Here is a 16,475-nt window from a genome sequence, read left to right as displayed (position 1 = left end):
AGTTACGTCGGGAGGGTGACACCCGGTACGCCGTCCGGCCGCACGTCGCCGGCCACCGGGCTCGTGGAGGACCGACCGCGCTACGGCGCCCGGTCCCACCCCCAGTCCCGCTCCGGATCCGGATCCGACGCCCACTCCGGTGCCGGTGCCGGCTCCCACCCGGGCGCAGGCTCCGGATCCGGCTCCGTCTCGGTCTCCGCCCCTGGAACGGGCTCAGGCTCGGACGGATCCACGGCCAGCAGCCCGCGGAGCGCCGCCGCCGACCGGGGGTCCAGGACCGGCGACCGCAGGCCGTCGAGCGCGACCGAGCCCAGCACGGTCGGCCCGCTCGGCGTCCAGGCCTCCGGCGTCGGCCGCCAGGCCTCGGGCACCTCCCCGGCCGCGGCCAGCGCCGCCAGCAGGCGGCGCGCCTGCCGGGACCGCCGGTCTGCGGGCTGGTCGGCGGTCCGGTCGGACACCCAGGTGGCGAAGCGGATCACCAGGTACATCAGCGCCACGAGGACGGCCACGGCCACCAACGGCCCCAGCACCGGCCCCTCCGTCTCCCCCACCGACGCGAAGACGGCCACGCCCGCGCAGGCGATGGCGGCCGACATCAGTCCCAGGAAAAGGACGAAGAGCAGCACCAGACCCAGGCAGCTCACCGGCAGCCGGACCGCCCAACCCCGGCCCACCAGCTTCCTGACGGCCGCTCCGCGGCCCACGGCGGCCGGCGTCGGGTGGTTCCGCACCGACGCGCGCACCTCCCACACCGCGCGGCGGAGTCCCGGCCCGACGGCCGCGAGCAGCGCGGCCTCCACGTCGTCGGCCGGGCGCGGGTCGACGACGGTGGCCACCGCCGTCCTCGCGTTCACGACCAGCCGCCCCTCCCGGTGCATCCGCACGAGAGCGGTGTCCACGACGCGTTCTGTCCCGCCGGCCACGAACGCCAGTTCGTAGAGCGACAGTCCGGGTTCCACCACGCGCCCTCCCCCACTCGCCCGACCCACCTGCCCGGCCCGCCCGGCCGGTCCGCCCAACCGGTCCGCCGGGCTGCCTCGGCCGACGACGAGGCCGGCCGCCCCCGGCGGCTCGCCCGGTGGCCCTCCCAGGCTACGGGCAGGCTCCGACAGCCCATCGGTCGCCGGCGGCCCACGGGCAGTGCCCCGGCCGGGTCAGCCCCGGTTCGCCAGCCAGACGAGCAGGGGGACCGCCGGCGACGCCGCCAGGAAGGCCAGGAACGCGACCCGGCCCAGGGCCTCGACCAGCCGGTCCCGCCCCGTCTCGGGCGGTACCCGGACCCGGCCCGCGCGGACGTCCAGCGCGAGCGCGTACATCGCGGCGGCCGGGTACTGCACGGGGTCCGCGTTGCCGGTATGCGAGGTGACGCGCCGGAACGGGCGGATCCGGTGCAGACGGAGCAGCCGGGCGAAGGTTCCGGGGAGCATCGGCGGGAACAGCTCGACCGCTTGCTCGACGGTGACCCCCGGACCGTCCGGCGCCGTCAGGACGACCTGCTCCCACGGTCCGCTCCACAGCTTCCGCCTGGCCGCGGTGTGCCGCCGGCGGCGCAGTTCCGCGCGCCCGAACGCCACGATCAGCAGCACCTCGACGACGGCCGCGGTCACCGGCGCGCCGACGTCCGTCCCCAGGGCCGCCCACAGCACCGACGCCACCGCCAGCCCCGCCACGGCGGCCATGCGCAATCCACCCGTCATGGCACCCCCTTCCCGCCCTGCCCGGACTCGCCAGTGTCCACCGCGCCCCCGGACCACCACCAGTCCCCCGGCGGCCGCGGGAGGACCGCCGGCGGCCCCGGAGACCGGCGGCGAGCCGCAGGGGGAAGGAGGCGGGACGCAGGGGGAAGGGGGGCGGGACGCCGGGGGAAGGGGGCAGGCTCCCCACGGACCGCCGCACAGGCCGTCAGCGGGCAGTGGGCGGAGGGCGGCCCGGTCCGCGTCCGAGCCGCCCTCCGCCTCGCGACCCGTCGGCTCACGGGTCCGCCGCCTCACCCGCCGGTCGCCGGTCGACTCACCGGCCCGGCCGCTCACCTAGGCGACTCACCGACCCGCCCGCTCACCCTCGCGGTGGGGCGGCCGCGTCAGGGCCGCCCGCCGGCCCCGGGCGGGCGGCCGGACCGGGGAGGACGGCCACGAACAGCGGGGCCGCCGCGGCGAGCGCGCCGCCCAGCCAGAGGACGGCGGCCGGGCCGAGGCCGTCCACCGTCCGGCCGCCCGTCAGGGCGCCCAGCGCGATGGCTCCGTTGAAGACCGCGACGAACAGCGAGGACGCGCCCTCGCTCGCGCCGGGGGCGGCCCGGGTGACCCAGGTCTGCGTCGTCACCGAGACGCCCCCGTACGCCAGACCCCAGAGCGCGACCAGGCCGGCGGCGCCCGGCACGCCCGTGCCGAGGACCGGCATCGCCAGGACGGTGACCGCGAGCGCCGCACCGATCGCGGCCGCCGCCGCGCGCACACCGCGGCCCACCACGGCGCCGGCCACGAAGTTGCCCACGATCCCACCGGCCCCGTAGACCAGCAGCAGCATGCCGACCTGCCCGACCGAGGCGCCCGACACCTCTTCGAGGACGGGGCGCACGTACGTGTAAGCGGCGAAGTGACCGGTCACCAGGAGTGCGACGACGATCAGGCCTGTCCGCACGCCCGGTACGGCCGCCAGCCGCAGCACGCCGCCCAGGCCCAGCGTGCGTTCGGCGGCGAGCGGCGGGACCAGCAGCGCCACGACCGCGGCGACGAGCAGTGCCAGGCCACCGAGGAGCGCGAAGGCCTCCCGCCAGCCGGCCGCCCCGCCGAGGAAGGCGCCGGCGGGGACCCCGAGGACCGAGGCGAGCGCGACCCCGCTGAAGGCCGTCGCGGTCGCCGGCCCGGCCGAGGCGCGCGGCACCAACCGGACCGCCACCCCCGCGGCGAGCGACCAGACGCCTCCCATGGCCAGCCCGACCAGCACCCGGGCCACCACCATGACCGCGAACACCGGCGCCCACGCGGCCAGCAGGTTGGCGGCGCCCAGCAGCACCAGCAGCACGCACAGCGCCCGGCGGCGGTCCCACCGGCCGAGCGCGGCGGTGAGCGGCGGGGCGGACACGGCGGCCACCAGCCCGGTGACGGTGAGGGTCAGTCCGGCCGTGCCCTCGGTGACATCGAGCGCACCGCCGATCGGGGTGAGCAGCGCGACGGGCATCATCTCGGAGGTGACGACGGCGAAGGTCGCGGCGGCGACCGCGAGGACGGCCGGCCAACCGCCCGGTGGCCGCGCCGCCGCAGCCCGGTCGGGGTCGCGGTCCCGGTCCCGGTCCCGGTCCCGGTCCCGGTCCCGGTCCCGGGGCACGGAGGGGGAAGGGGAGGGGAGGGAGGACGGGGACGGCCGCTCGGTGGTGGGCGACGGTAGGGGGTGCTCTGCCATGCGTCCAGCCAACGCGTCCGCGCAGGTGGGAACAAGGACGGATCACTCACGCTTCCATGAGGCGGGCTCATCGATCGGCCCGCACCGCACCGTCCCGCCACGTCCCACCCCGCCCCACCCGTCCGCGCACCGGTCGACCGGCGCCGCACCGAGAGGAGTCCCCGCCATGGGCGGCAGCATGGATCTACGCGAACTGGAGTGCTTCCTCGCCGTCAGCGAGGAACTCCACTTCGGCCGTGCCGGCGAGCGGCTCCTGGTCTCGCAGAGCCGGGTCAGCCAGCTGGTCAGCTCGCTGGAGCGCAGGGTCGGGACGCGGCTGCTCGACCGCACCAGTCGGCAGGTGCGGCTGACGCCCGCCGGGGAGGAGTTCCTGGCCGAACTCGGCCCCGCCTACGCGGCGTTGCGGGGCGCGGTCGACCGGGCCCGGGCCTCGGCACGCGGGCTGCAGGGGCTGCTGCGGCTCGGGTTCCAGGGCAGCACCGGTGCCGGGTTCACCGCCGCCGTGACCGCGTTCCGGCGGCAACTGCCCGACTGCGCCGTCGAGATCACCGAACTCCCGTTGTCCGACCCGTTCGGCGCACTGCACCGGGGCGAGGTGGACACGGCGGCGGTCCTGCTGCCGGTCGCCGAGGACGGGCTGCAGCTGGGCCCGGTGTTCTCCCGGCAGCCGCACTACCTCGCCGTCGCGCACCGTCACCCGTGGGCCGGGGCCGCCTCGGTGGACGCCGAGCAGCTGGCCGGCACGTCCCTGATCTCCCTGGCCCGGCCCGCCCCCGAGTACTGGCGGCAGGCCCAGGCACCCGACCGCACCCCCGACGGCGTCCCGATCCCGGCCGGCCCCGAGGTGCGCACCCTGCAGGAGGGCCTCTCGCTGGCGGCCGGCGGCCAGGGCGCCCTGCTGCTCTGCCGGCCGACCGCCGATCACCACCGGCGCGCGGACCTCAGCTACCTGCCCGTCACCGGCCTGCCGGACTCGGCGCTGGGCCTGGTCTGGCGGGCCGGCCACGAGACGGCCGCGGTCCGCGCGTTCGCGGGAATCCTGGCCGAGACCGTCCGGGCGGTACCGGACCTCGTCGAGGCCGGTGCCGGTACCGACGTCCGGGCCCGGGCCGCGACCTTGGATCAGGTCCGGGTCTGAGGCACCGACAGCTCGCCGCCCCGGCACGCCCACCCGTCCGAGTGGTCCTCCGACGTGTCCCCCGCGCCGCGCGGTGGGAGCCGTCGATGCTGACCGTGGCGCGGCCGGACCCGGCCTGCGCCGAAGCGACGACGAAACGGGTGAGCGCGATGTCCCAGCAGCTGTTCCACAGGGCCGTCCAGGCGGCGTGCGCGGTGGTGCTCCTCGCCGCCGGACCGGCCGCGGCGGCCGCCACCTGCGGCGCCGACCTCGCGGTCACGGCCGCCAACCCGGCCCCGGTCGCCGACGGCGGTTCGACGATGCTGCACCCCGTGGTGACCAACACCGGCAGCGTCGCCACCGGCGAGCCGTTCACCCTGGCCGTCCACCTGCCGCCCGGGGTCGTCGGCACCGGCACCTCCCCCGACGGCACCTGTTCCACCGGCCCGTTCGGCCACACCGTGACCTGTACCTTCCCGGCGGGCCTGGCCGCCGGCGCCACGACCACGGCCGACGTCCGGATCTCCGTCGCCTCCGGCATGGACCCGGAGGTCGTCCAGGGGACCGTCGAGGTCAACCTCCCGGGCGACCCGACCCCGGCCGACAACACCGCCGGCTTCGACATCACGATCCTGTAAGCCCGTACGCCGCGAGGCCCGGCGCCCTGCGGTAAGCCCCGCACGGGGACGGGCGTACCCGCTCCCGGGCCGGTCCGGCCCCCTCAGCACTGAACGATCGAGCGTCTCTTTGCAAAGTCCCGGACTTTTGCAAAGAGACGCTCCGTGCGTTGATCAGCCTCTGCTTCTCTGTCTAGCTCTTCCGCTCCAGTGCATGATGAATCTGCAAAACACTTTGCAAAGCGTCGTCTTTGCAAAGCTTCCAGCGCCGGCCAGGCCCCCGGCCCGGCCCCCGGCCCGGCCGGCGGAGCAGACCCTGAAGCAGACGCAGGCCCGCCCCCAGCCCCGCCCCTGGCCCGCTCCGGCGGCCGGGCCGACCCGGCCTCGGCCCGGGCCGGCCGAGCCCGGCCGCCGGAGCGGGCGGCGTCCGGGCGGGGCTCCCGGACCCGCGGCGCACGCCGGGGACGGCCGAAAGTACAGACAGCCCCACGCCCAGTTCACTACCGTCGTCCCAACGGCCTTCGCGCGCAGGGCCATCGGTCTGCTACCGGCTGCCTGCTGGCTGCCGGCTGCAACCGACGGCCGGCGGTTCCGACAGGGGGTGGGATGGCACAGGCAAGGAGGCGGCTGTCGCGCGCGGAGGCGGTGCGGCAGCGAGCCGGAGCCCAGTTCATCGGCCGACGGGCGCAGTTGGCGCTGTTCGTGGAGAATCTCGCCAAGAATCCCGACCCGGACGCCGGCCCGGATCCGGCGGACTTCCTGTTCCACGTGCGCGGGGTGGGCGGGGTCGGCAAGTCGACGCTCCTGGCGCAGTGGCGGGAGGCCGCCCACCGGGCGGGGGCGCTGACCGCACTGGTCGACGAGACCGACGTCCACGGCGTCGAGACCACGCTGACCGCGTTCGCCCGGCAGCTGGCCGAACAGGCGGGCCCGTTGAGGGAGTTCGACAAGGCGGTCGAGCAGTACCGGCGCGCGTTGCAGGCCGCCGCCGAGCGCGTGCCGGAGCAGCCGCCCGGCGGGGACACGGCCTCGCTGCCGGCCCGGCTGGTGACCCAGGCGGCGTTCGGTGCCGCGGCGATGCTGCCCGGGGCGGGCGTGGTCGCGGCCATGGCCAGTCCGGAGACCGTCGCCCAGGGCGCGGACCGCCTCGTCGCAGGCGTGCGCCAGCGGCGGCGCGGCGGCGACGGCGACGAGTCGGCACTCAGCCGCGCCTTCGTCGCCGAGCTGGGCCGGATCTGCGAACGCGACCGGGATCGGCACCCGTGGATCGTGCTGTTCCTCGACACCTGGGAGGTGACCGGCCGCTACCTCGACGGGTGGCTGCGGGAGACCATCGACGACGCCTTCGGCGCGCTGCCGCTGGAGGTCGTCTTCGTCCTCGCCGGGCGGGACGAGCTCGCGGAGCGGGAGTGGGCGCCGTGGCGGCCCGTCCTGGTGGACGTGCCGCTGGAGGTGTTCACCGAACAGGAGGCCCGCGACCTGCTCGCCGCGCGGGGCGTCACCGACCCCGGTGTCGTCGACGCGGTCCTCCGCATGTCGATGCGCCTGCCGCTGCTGGTCGCCCTCCTCGCGCACGCCGATCCCGGCGCGGTCGACGTCGTCGCCGACGTCGGCGCGGACCTCGTCGACCAGGCCGTCGTGCGGTTCCTGCAGTGGATCCCCGAGCCCGAGCGCCGTGAGACCGTGGTGGCGGCGGCGCTGCCGCTGCAGTTGAACCAGGACCTCTTCGCGTGCGCCGTCCCGGACGCCGAACCGGCCACCTGGGAGTGGCTGCTGGGCCAGCCCTTCGTGACCGGGCACGGGGACTTCCGGCAGTACCACTCGGTGGTCCGCACCAGCATGCTCCGCCGGCGCCGCACCCACGTGCCCCGGTTGTGGACCGCTGCCCACACCCGTCTCGCCGAGAACCACGCCGCGGCGCGCACCGGGGTGGAGCGGCACGTTCCGGTGACCCGGCGGGCCGGTGACCCGCGTTGGCGGCGTCACCTGCTCAACGAGACCTATCACCGGCTGTGCGCGGACCCGCTGGCCGGCCTGCCGGCGGCCCTCGAACACACCGCCCGGACCGCCGGCGAGGCCCCGGACGCCCTGGCCGTGTGGGCGGAGATGCTCCACCAGGCCGCGCTGGACAGCGACGACGCCGACCTCACGCACTGGGCGGACCGGATCAAGTCGGCCGGCGCCGGCGAGCAGGCGGCCATGGAGACCCTCGACGCGCTGACCGCCCCGGCCCTGCCGGCCCGGGTGCGGGCCTGGGCGCTCACCCACCGCGGCTACCAGAACTTCGTCGAGGACCGTGACGACGACGCGCTCGCCGATCTCGACCTGGCCGTCGCCACCCTCACCGACCTCCCGCAGGCGTTCGCCTACCGTGGCCGCGTGCACAGTTGGCACGCCCGCTACGAGCAGGCGCTGGCCGATCTCGGCGCCGCGCTGGCCCTCGACCCCGAGTACGCCTGGGCTCTCTCCCGGCGTGGCGAGACCCACCAGCTGGCGGGCCACGTCGAGGAGGCGATGGCCGACTTCACCGCTGCCATCGCGCTCGATCCCGACGACGCCTGGGCGCTCGGCTCCCGCGGCCAGGCCCACCGCCAGGCGGGCCGGCTGGACGAGGCGATCGCCGACCTCAGCGCCGCCATCGCGCTCGACCCCGAGTACGGCTGGGCCCGGATCCAGCGGGGCGACGCGCACCGGCAGGCGGGCCGGCTGGACGAGGCCGTCGCCGACTTCACGGTCGCGGTCCTCCTCGATCCCGAGGACGCCTGGGCGCTCGGTTCCCGGGGCCAGGCCCACCGCCTGGCGGGCCGTCGGGAGGAGGCGATCGCCGACCTCAGCGCCGCCGTCACCCTCAATCCCGAGTACGCCTGGGCGTTCGCGGAACGCGGGGAGTCCCACCGGCAGTCGGGCCGCATGGAGGAGGCGATCGCCGACTTCACCGCCGCGCTCGGCCTCAACCCGGAGTACGCGTGGGCGCTCGGCTCCCGCGGCCAGGCCCACCGCCAGGCGGGCCGCGCCGAACAGGCCATCGCCGACCTCACCGCCGCCGTCGCCCTCAACCCCGACTACCCGTGGGTCTTCGCGGAACGCGGGGAGGCCCACCGGCAGACCGGCCGGTTGGAGGAGGCCGTGGCCGACTTCACCACCGCCCTCGATCTCGACCCGGAGTACGCCTGGGCCCTCGCCGGGCGGGGTGAGGCGTTCCGGCAGGCCGACCTCCCGGAGCAGGCGATCGCCGACCTCACCGCCGCCCTCGCCCTCAGCCCCGAGTACGCCTGGGCGCTGCGTGCCCGGGGCCAGGCCCACCGGCAGGCGGGGCGCGCCGAACAGGCGATCGCCGACCTCACCGCCGCCGTCACCGTCAGCCCGGAGTACGCCTGGGCGCACGCCCTGCGGGGTGAGGTCCACCGGCTGGCCGGCGACCTGGAGGAGGCGATCGCCGACCTCGACGCGGCGATCGCCCTCGACCCCGACGACGGCTGGGCACTCGGCTCCCGGGGCCAGGCCCACCGGCAGGCCGGTCACGCCGAACAGGCGATCACCGACCTCACCGCCGCCCTCGCCCGCAACCCCGAGTACATCTGGGCGCACGCCGAACGGGGTCAGGCCTACCGCCAGGCCGGCCGGTCGGCGGAGGCCATCGCCGACCTGACCGCCGTCCTCGCCCTCGACCCCACCGACACGGCGGTGCGGTGCGCCCTCGTCGCGGCGCTCCGGCACGACGGGCGGCTGCCGGCCGCGCGGGAGGTGCTGGCCGGGGCGTCGCCGGCGGACGCGGTGACCGCGCCGGTACTCGCGGAGGTGGCCATGCTGCGGCTGTTCGAGGTGGGCCGCGCGGCCTCCGCCGCCGACTGGAGCGCCTTCCTCGAAGCCCCCTACGACGATCCCGAGGACCCGTTCGAGGCGACGGTGCGGCGCCTCGTCCACGGGCTGGTCGTCGGGGACGCCGCTCCGGAGGCTCTGGCGCACGCCTTCCTCAGCGTCGCCGGTGCGCGCACCTCGCTGGAGGACCTCCGGCTGTACGTGGTCGAGCTGACCCGTGCGGAGCCGCCCGTCGCGGCCCGGGCCGAGGCGGCACTGCGCGTCCTCGGACAGCGGCGGGGCGCAGCCGGGACGGCGGGGGTGGGCATTGCGCGATGAATGGTGGGTGGTGGACTGCGGACTGCGGACTGCGGGTGGCGGGCGGCGGACCTCGGGGTCCCGTGGCGGAGGGACCGCCCGGAGCCCGTCGGCGCGCGGCGCCGTGGCCTAGCCGACCGGTGCGGGGGCGAGGAGGGCGTCGACCGCCTGGTCCGCCTCCGCCAGCAGGCGCTCGCCGGCGGCGAGGGAGTCGTGGAGCAGGACCACCGAGGCGTCCGTGATGCCGCAGAACTCCGAGATGCCGACCTTGAGCAGCTGGGGGACCGTCGTGTCCCAGCCCAGCGTGGCGAACTCGTCCGCCGAGTAGCTGCTCAGGCCGAGCCAGAGCATCCGCTTGTCGGCGAGCCGCGGCCGGCTGCGCCCGTAGGCGAACCCGTAGTTCCAGACCCGGTCGATCCAGCCCTTGAGGACGGCCGGCAGGCCGAACCACCAGAGCGGGAAGACGGGGACGATGACGTCGGCGGCCTCGATCCGCCGCATGTGGGTCCGGACGTCCTCGGAGTACGCCTTGTCCCGGTGCTGCCAGTCGGGTTCGTCCTCGGGCGTCATCCGGGGGTCGAAGCCCTCGGCGTGCAGGTCGAGCAGGTCCACCCGGTAGCCCGCGGCGGTGAGCCGGCGCGCGGCCCGGGCCGCCACCTGCGCGGTCAGCGAGTCGGGCCGCGGGTGGGCGAGGACCAGCAGGGCCTGCGGCCGAGGGCCGGCCGGGAGGCCGCTCGCGGGGGGCTGTCCCGGCTCGGCCGCCGGGTGGACGGCGGGGTGGGTCTCGTGGGCGGCGGAGTGGGTCACGGTGGTTCTCCTCGGGTGGTCGGGAGGTGGTCGGGAGGTGGTCGGGAGGTGGTCGGGTGGCGGTCGGGTGGCCTCGCGGGGGCGGTCGTCCGGCGGGCCCCGGGGGGCGCCGTTCACGGGAACCACACTGTCCGGCCGCGCGCACGGGCCGCTCACGACCGGCGCACGGGCACCCGCCCGGCGCCGTCCGACGACCGCTCTCCCGTCCGCCCGCCCGTCTGCCCGTCCGCCTTCCGGTCCGTCCGCCCGTCTCGCGCGCTCCGCGTGCACTCGGGCACACTCGGGCGCAAACCCCGCCCGCCGGCGCCGAAACGGCACCACCTAACGTGGCGTCATGCGCTTCGACCTGCTCGGACCCCTGCGGATCCACACCGACGACGGCACGCCCGTCACCGTCCGCGAACCGAAGGTCCGTGCCCTGCTCGCCGATCTGCTCGCCCACCACGGGCGGCCGCTCCCGGTCGACCGGCTGGTGGAGGACCTCTGGGAGGACCGGCCGCCGGGAAACCCGGCCAACACCCTCCAGACCAAGGTGTCCCAGCTGCGCCGCGCACTCGACCAGGCCGAACCCGGCGCACGGGCGCTGGTCGCCCTGACGCCCGCCGGCTACGCCCTCCAGGTGGCCGACGAGGCCGTCGACACGGGCCGGTTCGCCGCGCTGACCGCCCGGGCCGAGCAGGCGCACCGGGCCGGGGACCAGGGCGGGCGGGCCCGGCTGCTCGGCGAGGCGCTCGCCCTGTGGCGCGGCCCGGCGCTCGCCGAGTTCCGTGACGCGCCGTTCGCCCAAGCGGTGTCCGTCCGGCTGGACGAGCAGTACCTCACCGCTCTGGAGGCGTCCGCCGAGGCCCGGCTGGACCTCGGCGAGCACCGCGAGCTGGCCGACGGGCTGGCCGCCGCAGTGGCCGAGCACCCGCTGCGGGAGCGGCTCCGGGCCGCCCACCTGCGCGCGCTGTACCGGGCGGGCCGGCAGAGCGAGGCCCTCGCCGGCTTCGCCGAGCTCAAGGCCCTGCTGGCCGAGGAGCTGGGCCTGGACCCGGGGCCGGAGCTCACCGAACTGCACACCGCCCTGCTCCGGCAGGACCCCGCACTGGCGGCACCGGCCGTCGCCGGCGCGGGCGCACCGGAAGAGGCAGGCGGCGGCCACCTCCCCGCCCCGGTCACTCCCCTGATCGGCCGGACGGCGGACGCGGCCCAGGTGCGCCGGATGCTGCGGGACGGCCGGCTCGTCACCCTGGTCGGACCGGGCGGTGTCGGCAAGACCCGGCTCGCCCTGGAGGCGGCCGCACAGGCGTCCGGCGACCGCGCCGACGGCGTCCGGTTCGTCGAACTCACCCCGCTCGCCGGTGACCTGGCCGCGGGCGTCGCCGCCGCCCTCGGCCTCCGCGAGGACCACGCCGCCGGATCGGCCGCCGACCAGCTGGCCCGCGCCCTGCGCACCCGGGACCTGCTGCTGGTGCTCGACGGCTGCGAGCACCTCGTCGACCAGGCCGCTGAGCTGACCGCGCACCTGCTCCGGCAGGCGCCCGGGTTGCGCGTGCTGGCGACCAGTCAGGAACCGCTCGCCCTGCTCGGCGAGGCGCTCCACCTGGTCCAGCCGCTCGCCGAGAGTGACGCGATCGCGCTCTTCACCGCCCGTGCGCGGGCCGCCGCACCCGAATTCGCGCTCGGTCCCGCCACCGCCGACGCGGTCGCCGCGATCTGCGCCCGGCTGGACGGCATCCCGCTGGCCCTGGAGCTGGCCGCCGCCCGGGTGCGCGCGCTCGGCGTGCACAGCATCGCCGCGCGCCTGGACGACCGGTTCCGGCTGCTCACCGCTGGCCGCCGCGACGCCCCGGCCCGCCAGCGCACGCTGCGCGCCGTCATCGACTGGAGCTGGGAGCTGCTCGGCGACGAGGAGCGCACGCTGCTGCGCCGCCTCGCCGTCTTCGCCGGCGGTTGCACGGCCGACGCCGCCCGGATCGTGTGCGCCACGCCCGACCCGGGGGCGGGCGGCGGTTCCGGAGCGGGCGGGCTCGGCACGGGCGGGGTGGACCTGCCCGCGTCCGCCGTGCTGGACACGCTCGGCCGGCTGGTCGACCGCTCGCTGGTCTCGGTGAGCGCCGCTCCGGCGGGCACCGGTCCTGCAGGCTCGGGTACGGCAGGCTCCGGTCCGGCGGACTCGGCTCCTGCGGGCTCGGGTGCGACGGGGTCGAGTACGACGGGCTCAGGTCCTGCGGGCTCGGGTGCGACGGCCTCGCCCGGCGTCTGCGTGAGCGGGGAGGCCGAGGGCCCCCGCTACCGGCTGCTGGAATCCATCGCCGCGTACGGGCTGGAGCGGCTGGAGGAAGCGGGTGAGACGGCGGCCGTCCGGCTGCGCCACCGCGCGTACTGCACCGAACTGGCCGAGCGCACCGGCGAGCTGCTGCACGGGCCGGGCCAGCATGCCGCGCTGGACCGGCTCGACCGCGAGAACGCCGACCTGCGCGCCGCCTTCGCCGACGCCGTCGGGCAGCGGGACACCGCGCTGGCGACCCGTCTGGTGAACGCGCTCGCCTGGTACTGGTTCCTGCGGGGCCGCCCGGCCGAGGCGCACCGCCGGCTGACCGCCGTGCTGGACCTCGCCGGGCCCGCCGACGCGGCCCGCGCCGCCGTCCTGGCCCGCCGGACGGCGTTCGCCCTGCTCACCGGTGAGGCCGGCACCGACGCCGGCACCGACGCCGGTGCCGGAGCCGAAGCCGAAGCTGATCCGGAGGACGCTCCGACGACGGGCCGTGCGGCCGAGGCCGCTTCCGGTTCCGATTCCCGTTCCGGCCCCGGCGGCGACAGCGGCACCGGCCCGCCGGCCGAGGCCCGGGCCCGCTGGCTGCTGGGGTTCGCCCGCTGCGGCTTCACCCGGTCCGGCACGGGGGGCGCCGAGGCCGCCCGGCTGCTCGCGGAGTTCCGTCGGACCGGGGACCGCTGGGGCGAGGCGGCCGCCCACGCCACGCTCGCGGTCCAGGCCGGCTACCGCGGCGACCTGCCCGCCGTCCGCCGCCACGCCACCGAGGGCGCCGCGCTGTTCGCGGAGCTCGGCGACGGCTGGGGCCGCCTCCAGGCGACCGAGCACCTCGGCGTGCTCGCCGAGATCGCCGGTGACTACGACCGGGCCCGTCTGCTGCACGAGGAGGGCATCCGGCTGGCCGAGGAGCTGCGGCTCTGGACCGACCTGTCCTTCCGGCTCTCCCGGGCGGGCCGCATCGCCCTGCTCACCGGAGACCTCGACGCCTCCGCTCGGCTGCACGAGCGGGCCCGGAGGCTCGCCGCCGAGCAGTCGCACCGGCCGGCCCAGCAGTTCGCCGACACCGGGCTCGCCCTGACCGCCCGTCGCCGCGGCGACCTCGACGCCGCCGAGGCGCTGTTCCGCCCCTGGCTCGCCTGGAACCGCGACCAGGGTGTCGACGCCGGCACCGCCCTGATCCTCGCTCAGCTCGGTTTCGCCGCCGAACAGCGGGGGGACGCCGGGCGCGCGACCGCGTTCCACCTGGAGAGCCTGCACACCGCCGAGCGGACCGGGGACCTCCGGGCGGTGGCGCTCGCCGTGGAGGGGCTGGCCGGCGCCCGCTCCCTCGGCGCGTCACCGGATTCCGGGTCCGGCCGCGCGCACCCCGAGCCCGACCGGGGCGACGCGGAGCACGCCGCCGAACTCCTCGGCACCGCTGCCGGACTCCGCCGCTCGGTCGGCTCCCCGCTGCCCCCGGCGGAACGCTTCGACACCGACCGGATCACCGCCCGCGCCACCCTCGTCCTCGGTGAGCAGGGCTTCGAAGCCGCCCGTTGCCGGGGTGAGCGGATCCCCCTGGCCGACCACCTGGCCCGTCTCACCCCGCCCGGGCAGCACGCCCTGCCCGAACTGCTCGCTCCGGCCGGGCAGCACGCTCCGGCCGACGCCCCATCTGATGACACATCGTCATCATGATTCGGAAAACGGACTTTCATGCCGGTTCTGCCCCTTCGGGCACAGGTTTTTCGAAATAGTACGAACGAAAACGATCATCTGGGTACATTCATGGCCGACTGTCGATCCGGCAGCCGGAGCACCCCTCCGACTCCGTCCAACGGATCGTCATGTCCGCCGTACCCGTTCACCCGCACCACACCCAAGACAGGACGCTCATGCCGAACGCCCGACCCGCCGTCACCCGGCGCACCCTGGTCACCGCGATAGGCGCCACGGCCGCCGCCCTCGCCACCGCGCCCGCGGCGAACGCCGCTACCCCGAACACCCCGGCCCCCGGCACCCCCGCGACCCCGCCGGCCGCCCCGGCCACGAGCCCCGCCGCCCGCACGGTCACCACCCCGGCCACCCGGGTCCGGTCCGCGGCAGGCCGGGCGGCCGCCGACGTCCGTACGGACTTCCCGATCCGCTACGTCGGCGTCAGCTGGGACGGCCCGCGACGCGGCGCAGCGATCCGCCTCCACCACGACGCCACCGGCCCCGGCAGCTGGAAGCCGCTGACCGCCGGCTGCGCGGGCGGCCCGGACCAGGCCGCGCGCCCGGAGCGCGCGGACGCGGCCTCCCCCGCCGCCACCGTGCTGGTCGCCGCGGACGGCGCGGTCGGCTACGAACTGCGCCTGCCCGACGGCGCCGCCAACCTGCGTTCCTCGGCCGTCGACACCACGCACGGCCCGGCCCGCACCGCCTCCGTCGCCCCGACCGCGCCCAGCACCTTCTGCGGCGTCCAGTACCTGCCGCGCGCCGCGTGGGGCGCGGACGAGTCCAAGCGCTTCAAGAACGGCGTCGAGAACTCCCCCGCCAAGTACTACCCGCTGCAGACCCTGACGGTGCACCACACCGACACCCCGAACGCCGACCCCGACCCGGCGGCCACCGTTCGGGCGATCTACGAGTACCACGCCATCACCCTCGACTGGGGCGACATCGGCTACCACTTCCTGATCGACGAGGCCGGGCGGATCTACGAGGGCCGCTGGTCCGGCGACGACGGCATCCCGGGGCACGACGCGTCCGGCAACGCGGTGACCGCCTTCCACACCGCCGGCTTCAACTCCGGCAACCTCGGCATCGCACTGCTCGGCACCCTCACCGGCCAGGAGCCCACCGCCCAGGCCAGGCACTCGCTCACCCTGCTGCTGGCCCTCGCGGCGGGTGTCCACAACCTCGACCCGCAGGCCCACGTCACCTTCGTCAACCCGGTCAACGGCGTGACCAAGCCGGTCGACATGATCAGCGGCCACCGCGACTGGCTGGCCACCGACTGCCCCGGCGGCACCATGTACGCCGGCCTGCCCGCCCTGCGCACCGACGTCGCCGCCCTCACCGGCTACGCCGTCCGCACCGGCTTCGGCCACTGACCCCACCGGCCGCGGCCCCGCACACCCCCGGGCGCCGCGGCCGGCCCCGCCGTAACCAGCGGCCCACCGCCCGCGGGAGTCGGTTTCGAGCTCGTCGGCCGTCGGGCTCCGGTCCTCCGAGTAGCCGTAGGCCTTGCTGCCGTCCGCCGCCTTCGCCCGAGCGGGCCCGGGCTCGGGCCCGCTCGGGCTTCCGGACCACGGCCTCCGCCCAGCTGCGGATGAACCTCAGCACCCGCCTCTCGCCCCCTGCCACCATTCACGCAGGACCAGCCGGGCCGCGCAGGGAAGGACTGGACGCCCCGCAGCGGTACGGCAAGAATGGGAAACGAACGCTCCTCGGGAGGCAGCGATGCCTGAGTTTCGAGAGCCGCAGTGGCGGAAGCCCAGGCCTCTTGGGTACAGCCTCGCCGCCGACATGTTCACAAGCATTGCCGCCCCCATCCTCGCCGGCTTCAGCGTCACCGCGATCGGAGTCGTTTCAGCCGACTTCGAAAAGTTCCGATGGCCGGGCTTCGGCCTCCTTTCGCTCGCGAGCGCCGCCATCCTGTTAGTGGCCGGCATGCAGTTCGGATTCTGCGCCAGAAAATTCCGCTACTCCCCCGAAGACATACGCGAATGGTGGAGTGAGGAAGACCTGGCGGAGCCCGGACGTGAGGCGCGACTGCAGAGAGAGCAGCATCGGGACTTCGACAAGTCGCGAAAGTTCAACGCCTGGGCCCGACGGACCTACAACATCGGCATTTCTGCCCTGGGCCTGGGGGTTGCGGTCGCCCTCACTCCCCCCGAAGGAGCTTCGGGCGCGCAGGCGGCGTTCCGCTGGGCGGCTGCCACGCTGGTCCTGCTCGGTGCGATAACCGAACTCGCGCTGATGGCCACGGACACCCGTCCGGGCCGCCGATTCGGAAGGAGGCTGCGCCGCCTCCTCACGAGGAGGCCTCAATGAAGAAGCTCCCGCCGACCGTCACCGGAGCAAGGGAAGGGTCCGCCGCCCCCACGGAAAAGGCCAGGCGCAGAGAGCGGTTCCCTGACGAAGAATGCTCATGCCCCAAGTGTGACGGCGTATACGAGCACGACCCTAAATGCCC

10 protein-coding genes are annotated in these 16,475 nt (G+C 76.1%); 6 read left to right on the top strand and 4 right to left on the bottom strand.

The features are described 5' to 3' along the window. Positions 1-80 precede the first annotated feature (80 nt). The 3 genes from AC067J_RS20620 to AC067J_RS20610 form a co-directional block, all read right to left on the bottom strand. Complete coding sequence (locus AC067J_RS20620) at positions 81-962, bottom strand: TIGR04222 domain-containing membrane protein (RefSeq protein ID WP_478301163.1); 882 nt, start codon at positions 960-962, stop codon at positions 81-83. A gap of 192 nt (positions 963-1,154) precedes the next feature. Continuing rightward, on the bottom strand, positions 1,155-1,697 hold the full coding sequence (locus AC067J_RS20615; RefSeq protein ID WP_478301161.1) for a hypothetical protein: 543 nt from the start codon (positions 1,695-1,697) through the stop codon (positions 1,155-1,157). Between the two features lie 358 nt (positions 1,698-2,055). Continuing rightward, positions 2,056-3,402, bottom strand: a complete 1,347-nt coding sequence (locus tag AC067J_RS20610; protein WP_478301159.1) for an MFS transporter — start codon at positions 3,400-3,402, stop codon at positions 2,056-2,058. A gap of 166 nt (positions 3,403-3,568) precedes the next feature. Here AC067J_RS20610 and AC067J_RS20605 point away from each other — a divergent pair, with 166 nt between their 5' ends. The 3 genes from AC067J_RS20605 to AC067J_RS20595 all read left to right on the top strand — a co-directional run bounded on the left by AC067J_RS20605 (position 3,569) and on the right by AC067J_RS20595 (position 9,273). Further along, positions 3,569-4,540 (top strand): LysR family transcriptional regulator, encoded by a 972-nt coding sequence (locus tag AC067J_RS20605; RefSeq protein ID WP_478301157.1) that lies wholly within the window; start codon positions 3,569-3,571, stop codon positions 4,538-4,540. Positions 4,541-4,626: 86 nt separating this feature from the next. Then, a complete protein-coding gene (locus AC067J_RS20600) occupies positions 4,627-5,157 on the top strand; it encodes a hypothetical protein (RefSeq protein WP_478301155.1) in 531 nt (176 codons plus the stop codon). 585 nt (positions 5,158-5,742) lie between these two features. Then, positions 5,743-9,273, top strand: coding sequence for a tetratricopeptide repeat protein (locus tag AC067J_RS20595; RefSeq protein WP_478301154.1), 3,531 nt, complete (start codon positions 5,743-5,745; stop codon positions 9,271-9,273). Positions 9,274-9,381: 108 nt separating this feature from the next. Here the strand turns inward: AC067J_RS20595 and AC067J_RS20590 are convergent, their stop codons facing one another. After that, entirely contained in the window at positions 9,382-10,059 is a 678-nt protein-coding gene (locus AC067J_RS20590) for an NAD(P)H oxidoreductase (RefSeq protein WP_478301153.1), read from the bottom strand. A 334-nt stretch (positions 10,060-10,393) separates the two neighbouring features. On the opposite strand from AC067J_RS20590, the gene AC067J_RS20585 reads away from it, so the two are divergent. From AC067J_RS20585 to AC067J_RS20575, 3 genes are all read left to right on the top strand, one after another. After that, positions 10,394-13,993 (top strand): AfsR/SARP family transcriptional regulator, encoded by a 3,600-nt coding sequence (locus AC067J_RS20585; RefSeq protein WP_478301151.1) that lies wholly within the window; start codon positions 10,394-10,396, stop codon positions 13,991-13,993. Between the two features lie 197 nt (positions 13,994-14,190). Beyond that, positions 14,191-15,390, top strand: coding sequence for an N-acetylmuramoyl-L-alanine amidase (locus tag AC067J_RS20580; protein WP_478301149.1), 1,200 nt, complete (start codon positions 14,191-14,193; stop codon positions 15,388-15,390). 415 nt (positions 15,391-15,805) lie between these two features. Beyond that, complete coding sequence (locus AC067J_RS20575; RefSeq protein ID WP_478301147.1) at positions 15,806-16,333, top strand: hypothetical protein; 528 nt, start codon at positions 15,806-15,808, stop codon at positions 16,331-16,333. The last annotated feature ends 142 nt before the right edge of the window (positions 16,334-16,475 follow it).

It is taken from the genome of Kitasatospora sp. NPDC042419, assembly GCF_056437345.1.
The sequence above is the reverse complement of the archived record's forward strand: the minus strand, read 5'-3'. Positions and strand labels throughout refer to the sequence as shown.